The organism is Maritalea sp. YIW29 (assembly GCF_057219265.1).
Genome location: NZ_JBXVVF010000001.1, coordinates 173,749 through 195,269 on the forward strand (window position 1 = coordinate 173,749; position 21,521 = coordinate 195,269).

Genomic DNA, 21,521 nt, shown 5'->3' on the forward strand with positions numbered 1-21,521 from the left:
GTGTTCCTGTACACTGTTTTTGCCCTTCGCATGTTGCCTTGCAAAAGCTAGGCTACCTTCAACAAGGTAATGGATGGTTGGGGCGTTTGATGCACGAAATTATTGAGCAGCTGGAACAAAAACGCGGCGATGCCCGTCTTGGTGGTGGTCAGCGTCGGATCGATACGCAACACGGAAAAGGCAAGCTGACAGCCCGTGAGCGGCTTGAGGTGCTGCTCGATCCGGGTAGTTTTGAAGAATACGACATGTTCGTCACCCATCGCTGCACAGATTTCGGCATGGAAGAAAACATCATCTCTGGGGATGGCGTTGTCACCGGTTGGGGCACGATCAATGGCCGCATGGTCTATGTGTTTTCACAAGATTTCACAGTTTTTGGTGGTTCGCTTTCTGAAACCCACGCCAAAAAGATTTGCAAAGTTATGGAATTGGCGGTGCAAAACGGTGCGCCGATCATTGGCCTCAACGATAGTGGCGGCGCGCGTATTCAGGAAGGTGTCGCTTCGCTTGGTGGTTACGCCGATGTGTTTTTGCGCAATGTAATGGCATCTGGCGCGGTGCCGCAGATTTCAGTGATTATGGGCCCCTGTGCGGGTGGCGCGGTTTACTCGCCTGCAATGACGGACTTCATCTATATGGTGAAAGACACAAGCTATATGTTTGTGACCGGCCCGGACGTTGTGAAAACCGTCACAAACGAAACAGTGACCCAAGAAGAGTTGGGTGGCGCATCAACCCACACCAAGATTTCCTCTGTTGCTGACGCTGCATTTGATAATGATGTTGAAACGCTTCTGGAAGTGCGCCGCTTGGTCGACTATTTGCCGCTCAACGCAAATGAGAAGGCGCCAAAGGTTGATGTGAATGATGTCATCGACCGTCCGGACATGAGCCTTGATACGATCATCCCTGATAGTGCCAACAAGCCCTATGACATGAAAGAAGTTATCCTAAAAATTGCCGATGAAGGCGAGTTTTTAGAACTCCAGGCCGAACATGCGGCCAACATTTTGACTGGGTTCATCCGGTTGAATGGCCAATCTGTCGGCGTTGTTGCTAACCAGCCGATGGTGCTTGCAGGGTGTTTAGACATCAATTCATCGAAAAAGGCGGCGCGGTTTGTGCGCTTTTGTGATGCGTTCAATATCCCAATTCTGACATTAGTTGACGTTCCCGGCTTCCTCCCCGGGACAGCGCAGGAGTATGGCGGCATCATTAAACATGGCGCCAAACTTCTGTTCGCCTATGCCGAGGCCACTGTGCCCAAAGTAACCCTGATCACCCGCAAAGCTTATGGTGGTGCATACGATGTTATGGCTTCCAAGCACATCCGCGCGGACGTGAACTATGCTTGGCCGTCGGCGGAAATCGCCGTAATGGGCGCAAAAGGCGCTTCAGAAATCATTTATCGATCTGAGTTGGGCGATGCCGACAAAATAGCCAAACGCACAAAGGATTATGAAGACCGCTTCGCCAATCCATTTGTTGCCGCCGAGCGTGGTTTCATTGATGATGTCATCATGCCGCATAATACGAGACGCCGTGTGGCGCGGGCATTTGAAACGCTTAAGAACAAACAACAGTCGATGCCGAAGAAGAAGCACGACAACATTCCGTTGTAGGGGGAACAACAAATGACAGATCCGCTATTTCATATGATTTCAGATGGCCCACGACCTGTGGCACCATTTTCGCACGCGACTGAGGCAAACGGTTGGGTGTTCGTTACGGGCCAAATGCCAACAGACCCAAACGCGCCCGACGCCCCATTGCCTGAGGGCATTGAAGCGCAGACTATTCGCGTGATGGAGAACCTCAAAATCGTTCTTAGCGGCATTGGGTTGGACCTAAGCCATGTGATGATGGCGCGTTGTTATCTCACTGATTTTTACGGCGACTATGCACAGTTCAACGAAACATATCAGTCATTTTTCCCGGCAGACCGCCGTCCGGCACGCACCACAATTGGTGTAACCGGATTGGCGCTTGAGGCGCTGGTTGAAATTGATTTTGTGTGTCGACGGCCTGAGTAACTCTTAATCTTTCTCGTCATCCTCGAGCAACTGAGTGGCGCTCACACCGCGCAGGCTGACCTGAGGATCCGGTCGAGATTTCGACGCTGCCTGGATTGTCGGGACGCATTTGGTTCGCGCCACATGGCTGACCCGACAACGACAAAAAAAAGAACTCATCTAGGCTTTGATCTGGTGGGTGAAGATGGAGAAACAAAACAAAATGTTCTCAAAAATCCTAATTGCAAACCGGGGCGAAATTGCTTGCCGGGTGATCAAAACCGCCAAGAAGCTGGGCATCAAAACCGTTGCCGTATATTCAGATGCAGACCGCGAAGCGTTGCATGTCGAGATGGCGGACGAGGCGGTGCATATTGGTGGATCGCCTGCAGCCGAAAGCTATTTGCTGGGTGACCGGATCATGAAAGCCTGCCAGGAAACGGGCGCAGAGGCTGTGCACCCGGGCTACGGGTTTTTGAGTGAAAACGCAGCGTTTTGTGATCAACTGGAAAAAGCCGGCATCACTTTTATTGGTCCGCCGCCTAAAGCCATCGAAGCGATGGGCGACAAAATCACGTCCAAAAAGATCGCGGCTGAAGCGAACGTCTCTACTGTGCCCGGACATATGGGTTTGATCGAAGATGCCGAAGATGCTGTGAAGATTGCCAACAAGGTCGGTTATCCGGTGATGATTAAAGCTTCCGCTGGTGGCGGTGGCAAGGGGATGCGGATTGCTTGGGACGATGATGAAGCGCGGGAAGGATTTGACCGTTCAAAATCGGAAGCAGCATCAAGTTTCGGCGACGATCGGATTTTCATCGAAAAGTTTGTCACCGATCCACGTCATATCGAAATTCAGGTGCTGGCGGATAAGCACGGTAATTGCATTTATTTGGGCGAGCGTGAATGTTCCATTCAGCGCCGCAACCAGAAAGTTATTGAAGAAGCGCCTTCTCCATTTTTGGATGAGGAAACCCGCAAGAAGATGGGCGAGCAATCGTGTGCGTTGGCGCAGGCGGTTGGTTATTCAAGCGCTGGTACGGTGGAGTTCATCGTTGATGGCGACAGAAATTTTTACTTCCTTGAGATGAACACACGGTTGCAGGTGGAACACCCTGTCACTGAAATGATCACAGGGATTGATCTTGTGGAGCAAATGCTCCGCGTAGCGGCGGGCGAAAAGCTTGCAATCGGCCAAAATGAGGTCACGCTCAATGGGTGGGCAATTGAGTCCCGGCTTTATGCCGAGGATCCCTATCGCAATTTCCTCCCCTCCATTGGCCGTTTGACACGTTATCGCCCGCCGTCTGAAATTACGACTGACAGCCTGATTGTGCGCAACGACACGGGTGTGTTTGAAGGGGGGGAGATTTCCACTTTTTATGACCCGATGATTGCAAAATTATGCACTTGGGCACCTGATCGTTTGACGGCAATTGAAGCCATGTCAGATGCGCTAGACGGGTTCGAACTGGAAGGCATTGGCCACAATATTCCGTTCTTGTCGGCGGTGATGGAACAGGACCGCTTTAAAGAAGGTCGCTTGACCACTGGCTATATCGCCGAAGAATTCCCAGATGGATTTGACGGGGTTGAGCTGCCCAAAGCGTCGTTGAAATTGCTGGCCGGATTGGCGGCCCATATGGCGTATAAAGTCGAGACCCGTGGTTTTTCCGAAGCAACAACGCTTGATATTGGCCTGAATGGCAATGAACGTAGTGTGATTATTGGTGAGGTTCGGTTTGACTTTGCCGTTCAAAATGACGCTGTGATCTGGCAGGAACATGAAGAAAATTTTGAAACGCTGATCCGCATTGAGTGTAATTGGGCACCCGGCGATACACTGGCTAAAGGCCGCGTGGGCGACCAGAAAAACATGGTCGTGCAAGTCACCCGCACCTCATATGGGTTCAAAATGCGTTATCGGGGCGCCGACCTAAAGGTTCAGGTGCTGTTGCCGCGCGTAGCCGATCTCATGGTGCACATGCCGATCAAATTGCCGCCAGATATGTCCAAATATCTATTGTGCCCAATGCCCGGACAGGTCGTGCGGCTTGAAGTCAAAGAGGGCGATGTTGTTGAAGACGGGCAAGCGCTTGCTATCGTTGAAGCGATGAAGATGGAAAACGTGCTGCGGGCAGAAAAGAAGGCCGTGGTGAAATCCATCGCGGCTGGGGTTGGTTCTGTGTTGGCGGTGGACGAAGTGATCATGGAGTTTGAAGACCAATGAGCATCAAGTCCAAAACCTACAAGAAATGGCAGGGCATAGCCGAGGGAGAACTTCGCGGTAAGCCGGTTGACGCGCTAGAAACCCAATATGGCGAGCTGGATGTAAAACCAGTTTATTTCGCAGAAGACGCGCCAGCGAATGCGGGCGACGCAATGCCGGGCGAAGCGCCATTTACGCGCGGCGTTCGGGCCACCATGTATGCAAACCGCCCTTGGACGATCCGCCAATATGCTGGCTTTTCGACAGCGACAGAGAGCAATAAGTTCTATCGCCAAGCGCTCGAAAAAGGCCAAAAAGGTCTTTCGGTAGCCTTCGATCTGGCGACCCACCGTGGTTACGATAGCGACCATGAGCGCGTAACGGGTGACGTTGGTAAAGCTGGCGTTGCTATCGATAGCGTCGAGGATATGAAGGTCTTGTTCGGCGGCATTCCGCTCGACCAAATGTCCGTATCGATGACCATGAACGGCGCGGTGATCCCGGTTTTAGCGATGTTTGTTGTCGCGGCAGAAGAGCAGGGCGTCTCGCAGGACAAATTGTCCGGCACCATCCAAAATGACATCCTAAAAGAGTTTATGGTGCGTAACACCTTCATCTATCCGCCTGAGCCGAGCATGAAGATTATTGCGGACATTATCGCCCATACCGCTGAATTTATGCCCAAATATAATTCGATTTCGATCTCTGGCTATCACATGCATGAGGCAGGGGCGACGGCGGTTCAAGAACTCGCCTATACGCTCGCTGATGGCATTGAATATGTGCGTGCAGCGCAAGCTAAAGGCTTGGACATTGATGCGTTTGCCGGTCGATTGTCGTTCTTTTTCGGCATTGGCATGAACTTCTTCACGGAAGTTTCCAAACTGCGGGCTGCCCGTACTCTTTGGGCTGACATTATGAAGGATTTGGGCGCGAAGAACCCACGATCAATGATGCTTCGTACGCACTGTCAAACGTCGGGTGTGTCGCTGACCGAACAAGACCCATACAACAATGTGGTGCGCACAGCCTACGAGGCGATGGCCTCTGTTTTAGGCGGCACGCAAAGCTTGCACACCAATTCATTCGACGAAGCAATTGCACTGCCGACCGAATTTTCATCGCGGATTGCGCGAAATACGCAACTCATTTTGCAGCATGAAACGCGGGTTACGGATGTGGTCGACCCATTGGGTGGTTCTTATTATGTCGAGAGCTTAACCGCTGAAATGGTGGAAAAAGCCGGTGCTGTGATCAAAGACATTGAAGCCCAAGGCGGCATGACGAGAGCCGTGCAAGAAGGCACACCAAAGCTTGAAATTGAGCGCGCTGCTGCCATTCGCCAAACGCGGGTGGATAAAGGCGAGGATGTCATTGTTGGTGTTAATCGCTATCGGCTAGATCAAGAAGATGATCTAGATATTCTTGATATCGACAATAAGGCGGTTCGGCTGGAGCAGATTGCTTCGATCAAGAAAATCCGCGAATCCCGCGACCCGCAAAAATGGCAAGAAACGCTCGATGTTTTGCGCGAAGTTGCAAAAACAGGTGAGGGTAACCTGCTGGCCGCCGCAATCGACGCGGCACGGGCACGGGCAACATTGGGTGAAATTTCAGATGCGATGGAGGAGGTGTTCGACCGACACAAACCATCCACCAAGGTGATATCTGGCGTATATGATCACCAATATGGTGACGACCCAGAATATAAGGCGATCCAGTCGCGCATTGCCGAATTTGATCTTGGGCAGTCACGTAAACCTTCCATTTACATCGGCAAAATGGGTCAAGATGGGCATGATCGCGGAGCAAAAGTCATCGCCACCGCGTTCGCCGATATGGGATTTGATGTTCACATTGGTGACCTGTTTGAAACGCCCACCGAAGTTGCTGCGAAGGCAATCGATCTTAAAGTGGATAGCATCGGTGCATCCTCTTTAGCGGCTGGCCATAAGACATTGATCCCCGAACTTATTGATATATTGAACGAAAATGATGCTGGGCACATTTCCGTATTCGCTGGTGGCGTAATCCCTGAACAGGACTATCAGGCTCTGCGCGATGCAGGTGTTGCTGACATTTTTGGTCCCGGCACAAATGTGCTTGATGCTGCCAATGCAGTGATGAGCCGCATTGAGGGCAAGTTGAGGAACGAATAAGATGATCGGAAAACTCAATCACGTCGCTATTGCAGTTCCAGATTTGGACGCAGCAACCGCGAAATACCGCGACTTGCTCGGCGCTGAAGTGTCTGTGCCACAAGACTTGCCCGAACATGGCGTAACGGTCGTTTTCGTTCAGCTGGACAACACGAAGATCGAGCTACTCCATCCGCTTGGTGAAAACTCACCGATTGCAAAGTTCTTGGAAAATAGCCCATCAGGGGGCATTCATCACATGTGCTTTGAAGTTGAAGACATTCGCGCCGCTGCCGCAAAACTATCAAGCGAAGGCGCCCGCGTTCTTGGCGATGGCGAGCCTAAAATTGGCGCGCACGGATTGCCAGTATTGTTCCTTCACCCGAAGGATTTTGACGGCACATTGATCGAGCTAGAAGAGGTCCAAAAATGAATTAAGCCTCAAGCAGTTGCTGCTGAGGCTTAATTGTTGGTTCTTGATTTCAACTCAATGCTCCACTTAATTGGGTGGCCGACGGCAATGCGTCGTCAACACCCAAGTTGCGTATGGGAAGGGATGCCCGGTTCATAAGGGAACGAACTCGAGCGCATACGCTTTAGTAGATTGAGCTTACTTGAACCGGCGCTGATAGGTTTGTTGGTGCATCGGACATGTTGACAGAAAAATCCAAAGCTAGGCCAGCAGTGACCAACATGAATAGCAAAGTAGTTGCTGCAAGTGTTTTCATTATATTACCCCGTTAACTTAATAATTTGTACGATTGTCGTGAGTGTGCGGCTCGTGCGCGTGTTTATAGATGCCCGACCGTGCCAAAGTTTGTGAATTTGGTTGGTGATATCCATAAACAATCAACGCTGCTGATATGGTCAAAAGAAACAAAACCATGTCCTAGCTCCTCACTTTCAAGCGCCACTTCATGTAGCGATTGAAACTGATTTTGCGTGATGGCGATTTTCAATCTGGTAAGAAACAAGGTAAAAATTTAGCGAAGATGTTAAATCGTTTAAAAACAGCTATTTAGCAGAACTCGCAATTGCGGAATTGGTTAAAAAAGATGAAAATTTGATGCTTAGTTGCCCCATCTAGCTAAATGGAAGATTAACAATTCATGCAAATCTAACGCTTGGCAAGCGCTGAACTAATGCAGGCCACCGGCTTTGGAAAATAAATGGATTATGGCGACGCCGCCCAAAATCATCACCATGCCGATGATGGCGGGGAGGTCCAATGGTTGTTTGTAGACAAACCAGCCAATGACTGAGATGCCGACAATGCCCACACCCGACCAAATAGCATAGGAAATCCCCAGCGGTATCGTCTTTAATGTGAGGCTGAGAAAGTAGAATGCCAATCCATATCCCACCACAACCAAGACTGAGGGGATGGTTTGGCTAAAGCCGTCTGAAGCTTTCAGCGCGGCGGTGGCGATGACTTCGCCAACGATGGCGACCAAAAGGTAGAAATAGCCGGGTGGCATATTTGTGTCTTTCAAACTTGAATTGATTTAGCGTGTGTATCCAGCAACCAACAGTCCGTTGCTAACGAACCCAAATCCAGTATTTTGTATCTCGCCATCGCGTGACCAAAATAATTTGTAAAATGTCCCACTTCTTTCAATGTCTAGTGTGAATTTATGGACGTCGATATCGCGCCAATATTCGACAGTGTAGTTGCCTTCAAACTGGTCAGTATTTTGATCGGTCGCTCTGGCTAAACCTATGCCCACTTCTGATTCAGGACCCTCCTGGTCATCCGTGATCCATTCAGCAATCAGAGTACCCGCGTCAGTTCCAAGCCGATATGTAGCAAGTCCAAATTGGTGGGTCACTGGCAATCTCCTTAAAAATATCAACCTAGACCATACCAATAAATGCCACGCAATCAATATCGCGAGTTGGTTGCAGTTTGGCTACGTTCTGACCGTAAGTGTGGATACAAGAAAATCGACGGTGAACTTTATTTTGTTTAATCGATATTTGGGTCGGTGATATAATAGATATACAGCGGCGTTTTCCGTTCGAAACACTGAAAGTTTGGCATTTTCAAATTCAACCTTTTCCAGTTGTCCGGAGTTTAGATAGGGTGAAAGGCTCCATTCTGGCAGCAAGGCCAGCCCGCCGCCATCAAGGCACTCGCGCATTAATTCTGCCCCGTCGCTGCACAAATATGAGGGCGTTGTCGGCACATCGAGCCATCCACTATCTGTTTTGGCATGCCAGCTCACGGGGGCGACCGCATTTCGATAGATCAGCGCGTGGTGATCTTTCACGTCCTCAATTTTTTGCGGGCGCCCCATTCTCTCAAGATATGATGGTGCAGCCACCAACTGATAGGTGTCATCGCATAGTTTTCGCGCAACTGCTCGCTCCGGTGGGCTCGTTGTTGCGCGTACGGCAATATCGACATCGTTGGATGCGAGGTTGGCGATTTTGTCCGAGAGTTCAATATCGAAGAGCAGCTTCGGGTAGCGGTCCCGAAGTTTGTTGAGCGCGGGCAGTAAATGCAACCGCCCGTAAGCCGGCGACGTGGTGACCCGCAATAGCCCCGAAGGTTCGTCAGATTGATTGCCGATGATTTCGTCTGCATAGGCAATTGCGCCAACTGCTGGTTGGATTTGTTCCAGATAGATTGAACCAATCTCGGTCAGCCGAACAGATCGCGTTGTTCGGTGCAACAAGTTGACGCCCAGCGAGGCTTCCAAATCTTGTATGCGACGCGAGATTGAAGAAGGCGGCACGCCAAATGATTTAGCAGCCGCTGAGAAGCTGCCCGTGTCGGCCACCTTCATAAAATATTCTAATGCTCTAATCTTATCCATAGAAAGGTCTAATACACTTATTGTTGTCGATATGACAAAACTGATGCGCAAATTCGTATATTTATCGCCATCCGTTTCCACATATATACCCAATATCACAATAATTACTCAATATGGAGAGCGAAAATGAAGATTGTAGAATATAAAGAATTGGGCGACCCAAAAGAAGTTTTGCAGGTGTCGGATGTGGCTTCCGCTGATCTTCAAGATGGCGAACTTCGGGTCAAAATGCTGGCCTCCCCAATCAACCCTGCTAGCTTGCTCGAAATTTCGGGGCAGTACGGAACAGTCCCTCAATTGCCAGCTGTCGCAGGTGGCGAGGGCATTGGCGAAGTTATTGAACTTGGTGCTGGCGTTAGTGGGTTTGAACTCGGTCAGCGCGTTTTGCTGACCAGTGGCGGCACATGGCGCGAAGAAATTACGGGCCCTGCCGCGGGCTTTATCCCTGTGCCGCATGGCAATGATGAACAGATGTCGATGATCACCGTAAACCCAGCAACTGCCCATCTGCTTTTGAACTCTTTCAGAGAGTTGAAAGAAGGTGATTGGCTGATCCAAAGTGCTGCAAACTCGGCAGTTGGCCAATATGTTATTCAGCTCGCCGCCCTAAAAGGCATCAAAACAGTCAATATTGTCCGTCGGGAAGATGCACGTGACGCGCTGTTGGCCTTGGGTGCGGATGTTGTTCTGGTTGATGGCGATGATTTGCTTGAGCAGATTAAAACCGCAACTGATGGCGCGCCGATTTCACTGGGTATTGACAGTGTTGGCGGCGAAACATTTTCCCGCATGGTGGACAGTTTATCTCAGGGTGGCACCATGGTTGTTTTTGGTGTTATGTCTGGCGTGGTGACACCTGCGATCAATCTGGGTTCCGTCATCTTTAAGGAGATTGAAGTCAAAGGTTTCTGGCTTGCCAAATGGTATCAGACAGCAACTGCTGAAGAGAAACAGCAATTGTTTGGCGCGCTAATACCGTTGGTGCTTGGCGGCAAACTTGGGGCAAAGATTGACGCTACTTACTCGCTTAGCGACATCAAAAATGCTGTTGAACATGCAGCGCAAAGCGGGCGTGACGGCAAAATTTTGCTAGTTGCCTAGTTTTCGAACATCTGGACGCCGGTCTTTGGATCGGCGTCTATTGCTTCAGGCAAAAAGCTTGTTTGCAAGCGCGACGAATGTTTCGCCGCGTTCAATATAATCTCTGAATTGGTTGAAGGACGGCGCTGCAGGCGACAGGATCAATGTATCAAACTGATCTCGATGCTTGCCCAATTCGTCCATGGCATCAGCCAAACTATCAGCTTCAATCAGCGTAATGTCCAAATCCAACTCACGGACAGCTTCTGCAAGCCGATGGCCTGTATTGGGCAGACAAGCCAATGTCGTGACGGATGAGTTTTTAATCTCAAAGGCTAGGTCATGATATTCCTGCTCGCGATCGAACCCACCAACGATTAGGCCGATGCGTGTCTCCGGATAGGTTGCTAGCGCCGCTTTGGTGGCCTCAGGCGTTGTGGAAATAGAATCGTCCACGATAGTCAGCTCACCAACTTTATGCTCTTCAAGGCGATGCGCTGGGGGGGCGAAGCTCTCAAGGCCTTGCAAAATGGCCTCTTCGCTCGCGCCTAGGCCTAGTGCAAGTTTTGCCGCAATCATCATATTGTCCACATTGTGCGGGCCTTTGAGCTTTGATTTTCGCATGGTGCCATGAAGGGCGGCGACCATGTCCGCTGACGGCGGCGGTAGCTCGTTGGCGAACTTTGGCAGATTGGCTTGTACTTTTTGATTTACAGTCGCCTGCATCCCCAACGCATAGGAATAGCGCTCATCACGACGCAACAAGTTCATTTTGTCGAAATAATATTGTTCAAGACTGCCATGCCAATTGATGTGCTCGGGGAAGAGGTTGGTGAAGCCGACGAAGTCGGGTTGCATTTCAAGGTCGGCCACTTGATAGGATGACAGCTCCATCACGATAATGTCGTGGTCATCCAGATCCAGCGGCGCAACGCCAAAATTGCCGCCAAGCCGCGCGTCAATACCCGCACATTTCAGCATTGTTTCGGTCAGTTTTACAGTTGTGCTCTTGCCCTTGGTGCCGGTCACCGCGACCACTTTGGCGCTGCCGCGCCGATGTTTGGCCCAAAGGTTGATATTCGTAGTGACTTGAATGCCGGCTTCTTTGGCGGCGATGAGTTCGGGCTTGTAAATTGAAACCCCAGCTGAACGCACCAAAAGTCCAACTTCCTTGTTGTCAAACATAGCTTGCAGTTCGGTTGGTGAAATCTGCGTGCAATCTGGCACGTCTGCTTCGCCGTCATCGACGGTCACATAAACCTTCGTTTCTGGCGCGACTTCAGCCAAGAATTTACGGGTTGAACGGGCCTCGCGTCCCGCGCCATAAAGGACAACTGCACCATCAATTTGCATCTGCATGCTCGTTTTGCTCGATTAGAGTATATAGATTTTCGGGGATTGCATGTTCGTCACTTGGCGTCATCGCATCTGCCCAGGCGTTGCGGAGTTTTTGCGCACCATAAAAGGCTTCAAGTTCAGGCTTAAGTGTTTTGACCACAATCGCGTTCTGCCATTCGGGTATCGAGTTGAGCTGATAAAGTGCCGCCGCGGCTTCCAATATCTCGCCGACACATTCCCACGGTTTGTGGCCCGTTAGGCCAGATAGGTCGCGCATCGGGGCAAGTTTGGCTTGATCATCCAACACGTTTTTCCCAACAATGCTGGTCAACCGATTTGGCGACATGAAGGGCGCAAAGATTAGAGAAACGAAATGACATTTGGGGCAATTGCCGCACCATTTGGCTGGGCCTGTTGCGTCTTGTTTGAAATTTTCATTGCAGGAAGAAAATGAGCCGTCAAAGCGCGTGCTTTTGGCGAACAATGCACCAATTTGCAATTCAGAGAAGGGGCGCAAAACTGAAAAATAGCCAATGGCGTCGCCAACTATCGACTTCAGGGCGTTGGCGAACAATCGCTCGAAGTCTAAACTTTTCGAATGTTGGTGATTGACCTCTCGTCCATCAAACTCCAGGTTGCCTTCACTCGCGCTTCGCTCATTGGAAAGGACAATATGGCTATTGCCATAAAGTTGAGCCACGAGGGCAGCGATAATCGAATTGATCGCTGTGGAGGGCACATGCCCATTGAAGAAGCCATGTTCAGAATTGAGCTTGAGCATTTTCTGATCGAGATATCGACGGGCGAAAAGCGGCGTTTGCTCCATACGGTCGATGGAAGAAATGATGGGACCCTTTGGGTTCACGGCAAAAGGTGTGAAGTTCCATTTGGCCTCTTCCATCAAATTCACCGAAAGTAGCGAGTCCTTACCGCCGCCGATCAAAACTAACGCATTGGTTTGGCTCTGTGCCTTAGCTGCTGTGTCTTGAGTTGTGCGAAACTGATATTCAATTTGACCAAAACGCTGCAGGTCGTTTCTGGCGTAAAACTCACCCAATCCATTTTCGTAAATATCTTTGACCAGGGTTTGCGCTGTTTCGGTCAGCTTTAGTTCGGATGCATTAATTTGCTTTGGCGCTAGAAGCTTGAAGTAACTGACCCCCAAAATTGCCGCAGCAAGATCAAGTGTGCGGGCAAATGCATCTGATTTTGCGGCATCTTCGGCAAACCGAATGCCAAGCTCTAGTCGCTCAGTGAATTCATGCTCCGCCAGACGATAGTGACATTTCACTTCGCCAGTTTCGATATTGAATTCGGGCCGCAAAATTGAAAATTCAGTCATGGTGCGCTTTGCATGTTTTTACCAAGCGATAATTCAGTTTGAGCGCTTGCACAAGGTTTGATGGCGTCTTAGGCAGAAGACAACATCATATCAAGACGTTTGGTTATTCCGTCGCCAATCCGTTGATAACCATATTCGATCATCTGGCATTCAAATTTGGAGCCCAGTTTGTGCACGTCAAAAAGGATGTAGCGGGCAGGGGAATGTTTACCTCCATGTCCTGACGCGGCAGATGCAACACCGATCAATGGTACTTCACCATGTGGGCCTTCAAGCGGGTTGATCATTGAACGATGCAAATGGCCATGCAGCACAATTTCCGCGCCATGTTCTTTAATCACGCGCCTGAAAATGTCTCGTCCCTTTAGGCCCCGTCTCCAAATCTGTTTTACGTCATCATGAGGCGGGTGATGGATCATGACCATGCGAAACAGTCCGGCTTGTCCTGTGATTTTTAGAATTTCGGCAAGCCGTTCTGCCTGTTCTTCATCGAATTCGCCATGGGCAAAGAATGGTGGCGTTGCGATGGCGCTGGAGCAACCAATAAGGGCGACACCATCTTGTTGCCGCCAAAACGGGAACTGGTTGTCGCTAAGGGTCATGCCCTTCATATAGTCACCCCATTTTTGCGTGGCGATGTCTAAACTGTTGGCAAGATATGCATCATGATTGCCCGGGATTACAGCGACCTTTTCAGTTGTGCCGAGCGCTTTGAGCCAATGAAGTGCATTGTCAAATTCTAAGGGCAAAGCCAAATTGACCAAATCACCGGAGACGGCAACTAGGTCTGGTGATTGGGACTTTAGGTGTTCGGTTAAATCATGGAGTAGCCCGGAAGGCATTTGCCCCTTGCGGGATAATTTCCAGTTTGCATATCCAGTGATGCGCTTATTCAGCAAGTCCAACGGCGAGATGGCTGGCAACGGCCCAAGGTGGATGTCAGATATATGGGCAATTTTCGGCATATGGCAATTTTCAACTGGTTTGGCCCTGTGGGCGGATTGGAGATAGATTTCGCCGGAGCAGTCCTTGTTCAAGATCAGGCAAAATCAACGATAGCGATGCTAAAGCATCGGTGAGAAGGTTTTGCGTGGAGATTGGGCGAGGAATGCCCGGCCCTTTGGGTGAGGCAATTGGCTGCAAACTAGCCTCAAAATCCCTTTGACCGAATCTATGATACGCACTGCAGGGATTTTAAGTCTATTTCTTGCCAGTTGTCTCACGAAACCTGTCTCCAATCCGCCCACAGGGCCTAGCACTGTTCGGGCGCACTATGTACAAAAGCTATGTGGAAAAAAAGGCAATGTTGCGAATTTGATCACATGGACGGATAGTTTTATGCCCAAACTCATTCAAATGTTCATGCGAGGCATCCATACGCCATTGTTTGAACGTTACCAATCGCGCGTATTTTTGTTCATCATGGGGTTTTGGCGACGCACCACACTTGGTGCGCGGGCGATGCTTGTTGATGGCAAAAAGGTCCTGCTGATCAAACACACCTATACAACAGGTTGGCTGTTTCCCGGCGGTGGCGTCGAGGCTGGAGACAGCGTGCTGCAGACTGCCAAACGCGAGCTGTTCGAAGAGACAGGCTACCAGGTATTGGATGATGGGCAGTTTTTATCGCTTTATCACAATGCCGATGCGTCCCGACGCGATCATGTGGCGTTATTTGTGTTTAAGAACTTCGAACAAGGGCGCGCATTCGAATCCAATGCAGAAATTGCTGAAATGGGATGGTTCGAGGTTGACGACCTGCCCACAGACGTAAGCGACGCCACCAAGCGCCGCGTTGCGGAATATTTTGGTGGCGTCACAATTTCAGAAAACTGGTAGCGGTTTAAACCGCGGGGCCAGCTGGGACAATACGGTGCGGGTTGATTGAAGTGTGCGACCAGTAATAGTGGGTTCGGATGTCATCCATATTGATGGTTTCGGCCACGCCAGGCACCTTCATCAGTTCTTCAACCAAGCGGGTGATGTTTGGATAATCCGCAATTCGTTTGATGTTGCATTTGAAGTGGCCGACATAAACTGGGTCAAAACGCACCAATGTTGTGAACAAGCGCCAGTCTGCCTCAGTCAGCGTGTTGCCCGTTAGATATTTGTTGTTGTCCAAAATATCGTCAACCCAATCAAGGGATTTGAACAATGCCGTGACTGCACCGTCATAGGCTTCTTGGGTCGTCGCAAAGCCTGACTTATAAACGCCATTATTGATATCGCTATAAATGCGTGCGTTGATTTCACCAATTTGGGTGCGCAATTGCTCTGGATAGTAATCGTCTTGATTGCCGGTAATATCGTTGAACTCGGTGTTGAACATCCGAATGATTTCTGAACTCTCGTTGGAAACGATTGTGCTCAGTTTTTTGTCCCACAAAACGGGAACGGTGACACGGCCGGTGTAATCTTCGTCTGCAGCCACATAGACTTGCCACATGGTCTTGGCATTGTTGATCGGGTCTTCACCTTTGGTGATGGTCCATCCATGTTCGTCTGGCATTTTGGCGTCGACAACAGTCACCGTGATCAAATCTTCAAGCTGTTTCAGCTTGCGAAAAATCATCGTGCGGTGCGCCCATGGGCAGGCGTTTGAAATGTAGAGATGGTAGCGGCCAGCTTCTGCTTTAAATCCTGCTTTTCCCGTTGGACCAGCGGATCCATCTTTGGTGACAAAGTTTCTGAAATTTGCTTCTTTGCGTTTAAAATGCCCACCAGATGATTTGGTGTCATACCATTGATTGGTCCAAAGACCGTTCACTAACATACCCATCGAGAATTCCTTCGTTCAAATCGCTGGGGTGAAAGATAGGGGATTATTGTTGCGATTGAACCATCTAATAAGGAACTGATTGTTCCTTATCTTGTGCTAATTCGGTGCCACCCATTAATCTTATGGAATATTTCTGCTCGACATTGGTTTTTGGCAATGCTACTTGAAAAAATATGAACAATTCTATTTTTGCACTGCGACGAGTCCGACGACCGCGATAATCCTATCGCGCCCCTTTTGACGTCCACTCTCGCATGAGCAAATTTCATGACTTTCAACACTACCGCTACATCTATGTTGGCCGACTCTGGCCAAAAATCACTTCAACTTGCTGTTCGGCACGAAGTTGAAGCGGATCAAACTTGGATCGACGAGTTACACGACCTTTGTTTTGGCCCAGGTCGGTTCGCTCGTGCGGCATTTCGCATTCGGGAACGGTTCGGTGTTGAAGAAAATTTATGCCTTGTGGCTGAACTCGATGATCAACCCTTCGCCAATGTTAAAATGTCCGCCATCAATGTATCGGGGCTAAATGGATATTTGCTTGGCCCACTGGCAACCGATCCCACGAAACGAAAAATGGGCGCTGGTCGCCTGTTGGTGCGCGAAGTTGTGGCAAAGGCTTTTACAGTGCCGGGATGCGAGTTTGTGTTGCTTGTTGGTGATGCGCCATATTATGCCCCATTAGGTTTTGGGCCCACATTGCCGGAGCGAATTGAGTTTCCCGCACCTGTGGACCCAGCACGGGTTTTGGTTGCGGCAAAAGATGATAGTATGGGCAAAAGACTTGAAGGCCCCATCACCAAATGGGTCGACTAATTTCACGGGGGCTGCAATCTCCGATAAGGACAATAATCTATGTCAGAGCCGACGCTGATCTCACGTCTCGCCTCCCGCTTGCTGGAACGACCGTCTGATGAAGATGATGTTGGTTGTCATAAGTTAGATGGCATGCCGCCAATCAATGCTCATAAGTCGCCAACACCTTCTGCTGTTCTAATTGGATTGGTGGAGCGCGAAATTGGGAGCCAAGTTCTTTATATTGAACGCTCGGCAAACATGCGTGCCCATGCCGGGCAAATCGCTTTTCCGGGCGGCAAAATTGATCCCGAAGACGGCAACGCCACTGTTGCTGCGCTGCGTGAGGCACACGAAGAAGTTGATCTACATGCCTCAGATGTTGAGGTGATCGGCTATTTGCCCAACTATTTGACAGGTTCAAATTATATGATCACGCCGGTGGTCGGCATTATTCGTCCCAATCGGCCATTCACGGCCAATCCCCACGAAGTTGCGAGTTTTTTTGAGGTGCCGTTAACACATCTCATGCCAGATGCTCATTACTCGAAAATTCGATTTGTACGCGGTGATGCGAAGACGCGCGAGACATGGCGGATTGATTTTCAGGATAGAGCGATTTGGGGCATCACCGCTTCAATGACCCGGATGTTTAGAGAAACAGCTTTGGTGCAGGAATTGGCCGATCATGAGTGAAGAAATTTTGCAAAAGTTGCGCAGTGCCGATTGGCTGAAACGACCAAGTGTTCAAAAAGCCTTTGAGTTGCTTGATGGCGCAGGCGGCAAAACCAAGGCCGTAGGCGGTATTGTACGCAACACCATCTTGGGTGAGCCAACAGGCGACGTTGATATGGCGACGATGTTTTCGCCCCAAGATGTGATCGAGTGCGCCGAACAGGCCGGCATCAAAACGATCCCAACCGGTTTGGAACATGGCACGGTTACGCTTTTGATTGAAGGCGAAACATTTGAAGTCACATCTCTGCGCAAAGACATCAAAACCAATGGTCGGCATGCTGTTGTCGAATTTGGTGGTGACTGGAAAGACGACGCGAAGCGCCGCGACTTTACCTTCAACGCTTTATATCTGGGCCCAGACGGTGAATTGTTGGACCCGCTTGATGGCTTAAATGATTGTATCAAGCGCGAAGTGCGGTTCATCGGGGATGCAAAAAAACGCATTGCAGAAGATTATCTGCGTATTTTGCGGTTCTATCGCTTTTTTGCCTATTACGGCTCCGGTCGCCCAGATGCTGAAGGGCTGAAAGCCACCGTTGGTGGACGATCTGGTTTGGAGAACTTGTCGCCAGAGCGGATTTGGCAGGAAACCAAAAAGATTTTGAGTGCACCTGATCCATCGCGTTCGCTATTGTGGATGCGTACCACTGGTGTATTGGCGCTGATTTTGCCGGAAGGCGAGAAATGGGGCATTGATGCAATACACGGCTTGGTCGCTGCTGAAGCGGATCTTGATTGGACCATTGATCCAATGTTGCGCCTTAAGTCCATTTTGCCGCCGATGGCCGACAAATTGACCGCACTGGCAAAACGATTGCGCCTTTCCAATGCGGAAGCCGATCAATTGCAAAAATGGGCCATGGTGGATGGTGTCTCATCAGAGATGACAGACGAGAAACTCAAAGCCCTTATCTACTGGGGGGACCAACCGGCGATCAGTTCAGCATTGCAGCTTTCCCTTGCCAATATGCGGCAAAAATCAGCTGAGAGTTTGGAAGCAACTGAAAAATCAGCGGCTTATGCGCGTCTCTTAAAAACGGCCCAATCGTGGGATGCACCCACGTTTCCTGTGAAGGGCCAAGACTTGATGGATAAGGGTGTTGAAGCTGGCCCTAAGCTTGGTGAAGAGTTGAAGAAACTTGAAATGCGTTGGGTTGAAAGTGGGTTTGCTCTAACCGCGGAGCAATTGTTGGACCATTAAATCTGGCGCAGCTTTTCACCTCATTCATCGATAAATTGACCCGTAAGCGACAGGCCTTCGATCCATGTTTCGGCATTTTCTTTGATGATGTGGTAGGGGCGGACACCCGTTTCATCTTCTATTGCATCTGCTAAGACCGATGAATGGGTGACGACCACTATTTGCGTTCGTTCGGCAGCGAGTGAGATCATTTTTGCAAGGGCAGGCAACAGCGATGGGTGTAGGCTGTGCTCGGGTTCGTTCAATGCGATGAAAGAGGGCAGTCGGTACGACATGAGCGCTCCGGTAAGCGCTAGGAACTGTATCGTGCCATCCGAAAGCTCTTTGGGCGAGAATAGACGGCTTGGAAATTCTTCGTATTGCATTGCGAATTGCGCGAATTCGCTAGGGCTTGGAACATCAAGATGTGCGCCGGGGAAGGCTTCTTCGATTAATCTATCAAGGTCATATGTATCGTTGCGAATGTGGCGCAGGGTGGCAAACACCGCCGCTAGATTATCGCCGTTTTCGGACAATATGGGAGCCGTTGTGGCCAAAGCGTCTTGGCGAATAGGTGAGTTTATGTCCGTTCTGAAATGCCCGTAGAATCGGCATTGCACCAGCGCGTTTCTAACGATATCGATTTCCGGGAAGTCCGCGTTCCTGATTGTGCTTATGGCTGTTTCACTTGCCATGAAGCTTTGATCCAGCTGGACCTTCTTTCCGCTTTTTCCCCGTGCCCAGGCCGATGGACCTTGGCGCTCAAATAGCACGGAACGTCGTCCACCAGAAACAAGGGTAAGCCGTTCCAGCTTGATTTGTGCCTCTAGCTCAAAGGCTGCATCATATTTGCTGGGTAGGCCAATTTCGATACGGAATTGTACGCTGTCCATGCTGTTGATGACATTTTGCAATTCGATATCGACGATGATGCGACGATCTTTTCCTCTTGGGAAGTTGCCCGCCCAAAATGCGCTGGCCATGCCACCTTCTTTTGCTAATTCTATAGCAAGGTCGCCGATAGCGGCGTGGCGCAAAAGTTGAAGCGCCCGATATAGGTTGGTTTTTCCTACACCGTTTTCACCGATTAACACGTTCAGATTATCTAATGGAAAGTGGATAGATTTAATTGATCGGTAGCCCGAAATATGGGCTCGAACTAGGCGCATTTTGTTTCCAAACCGTAGAATCGCAGATGCAGGAAATATATCGGTTGAAAGTGACAACCGTATGCAGGTCCGTCAAGCGATCTTGTTAATGCGTTGCGTTGCGGCTTGGATGATGAGTGAATTTTGACCGTATGTGAAGTTGTTAAGGCCCTGAAAGATCGACTGGTTCAATGTTTGATTGAGTTGCCTGTCAGCCTTGATGTGCTTTTGACGAGACGCGCGCCACATCTCGTTAGCCTTCCATCTCGAGACATTCTGTCCGTAAAGTTGTGCTTTCATAACAATTATTATGGTTAGCAATTGGTTAAAATTCGGTTCCCAATTCACGCATCAAGTTGGGTAAACTTGTTTTGCAGAAATTGTTTTTCAACCAGATTTGCCGATAGTGCGATGGCCTTTTGCAAGTCATGCCGCGCGAGGTCTGTTTGTCCGAGCATGATGTAAACCTCCGCCCGCGCCGCATAAAATGGCTGATATTCATTGAGCGGCGTTTCAAGTTCAACAAGGTTTTCAAGCGCTTGGTTTGGGTGGCCCATATTGGCTATGGCCATTGCAGCGTTGAGTTTTACAACGGGAGAGGGATCAAACGATGAAAGCGCGCCATAAAGGGCCGCGATTTGCTGCCAATCTGTTTGTGCCCAACTTTTAGCGCCACAATGTAGCCCACTGATGGCTGCTTGCATTTGATAGGGGCCGAATTGCCCGATTTTGAATTGCTCAACCAATAGTAGCTGGGCCTGTTGGATTGCGTCGTGATCCCAAAGCGAGCGGTCCTGCAGATCTAAACTAACCATTTGCCCGTCATCATCAGTTCGCGCATTGCGGCGCGCGTGGCTGAACCGCATCAACGCCAACAGTCCACCGGTTTCCGGATGAGGGTCGAGATGAAAAAGCAAAGCCGCGAGCCGAATGGCTTCGTTTGCCAAGTCTTCTCTGGTTAGTGTTTGGCCTTCAAAGGCGGAATAGGATTCGTTGAAAATCAAATAGATGGTTTTCTGTACCGCTTGACGTCGCTCGGCGATCTGCTCAGTTTTTGGCACTTCATAGGCAATGCCCGCGTCGCGGATTTTCTTTTTTGCGCGGGTGATGCGCTGCAACATGGCGGTTTCGCTGGATAAAAAGGCGCGGGCAATTTCGCGGACCGTCAAGCCGCCAAGGGTGCGCAAGGTAAGGGCCAGCTGCGCTTCCTTGGATAGAGCCGGGTGACAGCAGGTAAAGATAAGCCGCAACCGTTCGTCAGGTATGTCATAATCAGTTTCGGCCATCTCGTCCTTGTCGGCATCTAGATCCATCAAGAATTGCTGGGTTTGCTTGGCATTGTGCCGTTGCTCTTTGCGCATCTTGTCGATGGCGCGCCGTTTAGCGGCGGTGTGCAACCATGCTGCGGGATTGTCAGGCAGACCGTTGTTCGGCCAAACGCGCAGCGCTTCAGTCGCTGCGTCTTGCAGCGCATCTTCGGCTTTGTCAAAATCGTCGAAACTCTTGATGAGGCTCGCTAAGATCCGACCCGAGTCGTTGCGTAAAACACGGGTCAGATGGGTTTGAATATTGCTCAATTACTTTTGGTCGAAAACCATAACTGGGCGAACTTCGATTGTGCCATATTTGGCCGTTGGGATCTTTTGTGCCCATTCAATCGCTTGGTCTAAGTCTTTGCATTCAAGCAAATAGTAACCGCCAAGTTGTTCTTTAGTTTCTGCGAATGGTCCGTCAGTGAGGTCCACCTTGCCATTGCGGCTGCGAATTGAAGTGGCTGTTGAAACGGCTTCAAGCGCGTCGCCGGTTACCATTACGCCAGCGGCTTTGGCTTCTTCGCCAAACTTCCAATAGTCGGCCATGATCTGTTCCATACCGCCTTCGTAAGACGCTTCAGAACCTTCTGCATTATAAATAAGAGCCATGAATTGCATTGTTTCTCA

Annotated in this window: 21 protein-coding genes; 10 read left to right on the plus strand and 11 right to left on the minus strand. The window is 49.9% G+C overall.

Going from position 1 to position 21,521, the window contains the following annotated elements; genetic code table 11:
* The first annotated feature begins 89 nt into the window (after positions 1–89).
* From AC2D8L_RS00835 to mce, 5 genes are all read left to right on the plus strand, one after another.
* Positions 90–1,622, plus strand: coding sequence for an acyl-CoA carboxylase subunit beta (locus AC2D8L_RS00835; RefSeq protein WP_484683555.1), 1,533 nt, complete (start codon positions 90–92; stop codon positions 1,620–1,622).
* Positions 1,623–1,634: 12 nt separating this feature from the next.
* On the plus strand, positions 1,635–2,033 hold the full coding sequence (locus tag AC2D8L_RS00840; protein WP_484683556.1) for a RidA family protein: 399 nt from the start codon (positions 1,635–1,637) through the stop codon (positions 2,031–2,033).
* Between the two features lie 202 nt (positions 2,034–2,235).
* Positions 2,236–4,242, plus strand: coding sequence for an acetyl-CoA carboxylase biotin carboxylase subunit (locus AC2D8L_RS00845; RefSeq protein WP_484685133.1), 2,007 nt, complete (start codon positions 2,236–2,238; stop codon positions 4,240–4,242).
* Positions 4,239–6,380: a methylmalonyl-CoA mutase gene (gene scpA / locus AC2D8L_RS00850; RefSeq protein WP_484683557.1), complete on the plus strand. Its 2,142-nt coding sequence runs from the start codon at positions 4,239–4,241 to the stop codon at positions 6,378–6,380. Before AC2D8L_RS00845 ends, scpA begins: the two co-directional genes overlap by 4 nt.
* Position 6,381: 1 nt before the next feature.
* On the plus strand, positions 6,382–6,792 hold the full coding sequence (mce, locus tag AC2D8L_RS00855; RefSeq protein WP_484683558.1) for a methylmalonyl-CoA epimerase: 411 nt from the start codon (positions 6,382–6,384) through the stop codon (positions 6,790–6,792).
* A gap of 163 nt (positions 6,793–6,955) precedes the next feature.
* Here mce and AC2D8L_RS00860 read toward each other — a convergent pair whose 3' ends face one another.
* The 4 genes from AC2D8L_RS00860 to AC2D8L_RS00875 form a co-directional block, all read right to left on the minus strand.
* The gene (locus tag AC2D8L_RS00860; protein WP_484683559.1) at positions 6,956–7,087 is read right to left on the minus strand and encodes a hypothetical protein; all 132 of its coding nucleotides are present in this window, start codon (positions 7,085–7,087) and stop codon (positions 6,956–6,958) included.
* A gap of 411 nt (positions 7,088–7,498) precedes the next feature.
* Complete coding sequence (locus tag AC2D8L_RS00865; RefSeq protein ID WP_484683560.1) at positions 7,499–7,837, minus strand: DMT family transporter; 339 nt, start codon at positions 7,835–7,837, stop codon at positions 7,499–7,501.
* A gap of 27 nt (positions 7,838–7,864) precedes the next feature.
* On the minus strand, positions 7,865–8,188 hold the full coding sequence (locus AC2D8L_RS00870; RefSeq protein ID WP_484683561.1) for a hypothetical protein: 324 nt from the start codon (positions 8,186–8,188) through the stop codon (positions 7,865–7,867).
* Between the two features lie 81 nt (positions 8,189–8,269).
* Positions 8,270–9,178, minus strand: coding sequence for a LysR family transcriptional regulator (locus AC2D8L_RS00875; protein ID WP_484683562.1), 909 nt, complete (start codon positions 9,176–9,178; stop codon positions 8,270–8,272).
* 126 nt (positions 9,179–9,304) lie between these two features.
* Here AC2D8L_RS00875 and AC2D8L_RS00880 point away from each other — a divergent pair, with 126 nt between their 5' ends.
* Positions 9,305–10,279: a zinc-dependent alcohol dehydrogenase family protein gene (locus AC2D8L_RS00880; RefSeq protein ID WP_484683563.1), complete on the plus strand. Its 975-nt coding sequence runs from the start codon at positions 9,305–9,307 to the stop codon at positions 10,277–10,279.
* A 45-nt stretch (positions 10,280–10,324) separates the two neighbouring features.
* On the opposite strand, the gene murD is transcribed toward AC2D8L_RS00880, so the two are convergent.
* The 3 genes from murD to AC2D8L_RS00895 all read right to left on the minus strand — a co-directional run bounded on the left by murD (position 10,325) and on the right by AC2D8L_RS00895 (position 13,903).
* Positions 10,325–11,617 (minus strand): UDP-N-acetylmuramoyl-L-alanine--D-glutamate ligase, encoded by a 1,293-nt coding sequence (gene murD / locus AC2D8L_RS00885; RefSeq protein ID WP_484683564.1) that lies wholly within the window; start codon positions 11,615–11,617, stop codon positions 10,325–10,327.
* Positions 11,601–12,938: a MurL-like N-terminal domain-containing gene (locus tag AC2D8L_RS00890; protein WP_484683565.1), complete on the minus strand. Its 1,338-nt coding sequence runs from the start codon at positions 12,936–12,938 to the stop codon at positions 11,601–11,603. The genes murD and AC2D8L_RS00890 overlap by 17 nt, the downstream gene beginning before the upstream one ends.
* Before the next feature lie 68 nt (positions 12,939–13,006).
* The gene (locus AC2D8L_RS00895; RefSeq protein ID WP_484683566.1) at positions 13,007–13,903 is read right to left on the minus strand and encodes a metallophosphoesterase family protein; all 897 of its coding nucleotides are present in this window, start codon (positions 13,901–13,903) and stop codon (positions 13,007–13,009) included.
* Positions 13,904–14,276: 373 nt separating this feature from the next.
* Between AC2D8L_RS00895 and AC2D8L_RS00900 the strand changes: the two genes are divergently transcribed.
* Positions 14,277–14,777, plus strand: coding sequence for an NUDIX domain-containing protein (locus AC2D8L_RS00900; protein ID WP_484683567.1), 501 nt, complete (start codon positions 14,277–14,279; stop codon positions 14,775–14,777).
* Between the two features lie 4 nt (positions 14,778–14,781).
* On the opposite strand, the gene AC2D8L_RS00905 is transcribed toward AC2D8L_RS00900, so the two are convergent.
* Entirely contained in the window at positions 14,782–15,717 is a 936-nt protein-coding gene (locus AC2D8L_RS00905) for a glutathione S-transferase family protein (RefSeq protein ID WP_484683568.1), read from the minus strand.
* 267 nt (positions 15,718–15,984) lie between these two features.
* On the opposite strand from AC2D8L_RS00905, the gene AC2D8L_RS00910 reads away from it, so the two are divergent.
* The 3 genes from AC2D8L_RS00910 to AC2D8L_RS00920 are packed head-to-tail and all read left to right on the plus strand — an operon-like array spanning position 15,985 to position 18,454.
* Complete coding sequence (locus AC2D8L_RS00910) at positions 15,985–16,536, plus strand: GNAT family N-acetyltransferase (RefSeq protein WP_484683569.1); 552 nt, start codon at positions 15,985–15,987, stop codon at positions 16,534–16,536.
* A 39-nt stretch (positions 16,537–16,575) separates the two neighbouring features.
* Positions 16,576–17,211 carry a CoA pyrophosphatase gene (locus AC2D8L_RS00915; RefSeq protein ID WP_484683570.1) on the plus strand — a complete coding sequence of 212 codons (636 nt, stop codon included), beginning with the start codon at positions 16,576–16,578 and terminating at the stop codon, positions 17,209–17,211.
* A complete protein-coding gene (locus AC2D8L_RS00920; protein WP_484683571.1) occupies positions 17,204–18,454 on the plus strand; it encodes a CCA tRNA nucleotidyltransferase in 1,251 nt (416 codons plus the stop codon). The genes AC2D8L_RS00915 and AC2D8L_RS00920 overlap by 8 nt, the downstream gene beginning before the upstream one ends.
* Before the next feature lie 20 nt (positions 18,455–18,474).
* Here AC2D8L_RS00920 and AC2D8L_RS00925 read toward each other — a convergent pair whose 3' ends face one another.
* The 3 genes from AC2D8L_RS00925 to AC2D8L_RS00935 form a co-directional block, all read right to left on the minus strand.
* Positions 18,475–19,602: an AAA family ATPase gene (locus tag AC2D8L_RS00925; protein ID WP_484683572.1), complete on the minus strand. Its 1,128-nt coding sequence runs from the start codon at positions 19,600–19,602 to the stop codon at positions 18,475–18,477.
* 323 nt (positions 19,603–19,925) lie between these two features.
* Entirely contained in the window at positions 19,926–21,158 is a 1,233-nt protein-coding gene (locus AC2D8L_RS00930) for an RNA polymerase sigma factor (protein ID WP_484683573.1), read from the minus strand.
* A complete protein-coding gene (locus tag AC2D8L_RS00935; RefSeq protein ID WP_484683574.1) occupies positions 21,159–21,512 on the minus strand; it encodes a YciI family protein in 354 nt (117 codons plus the stop codon).
* Positions 21,513–21,521: the final 9 nt, after the last annotated feature.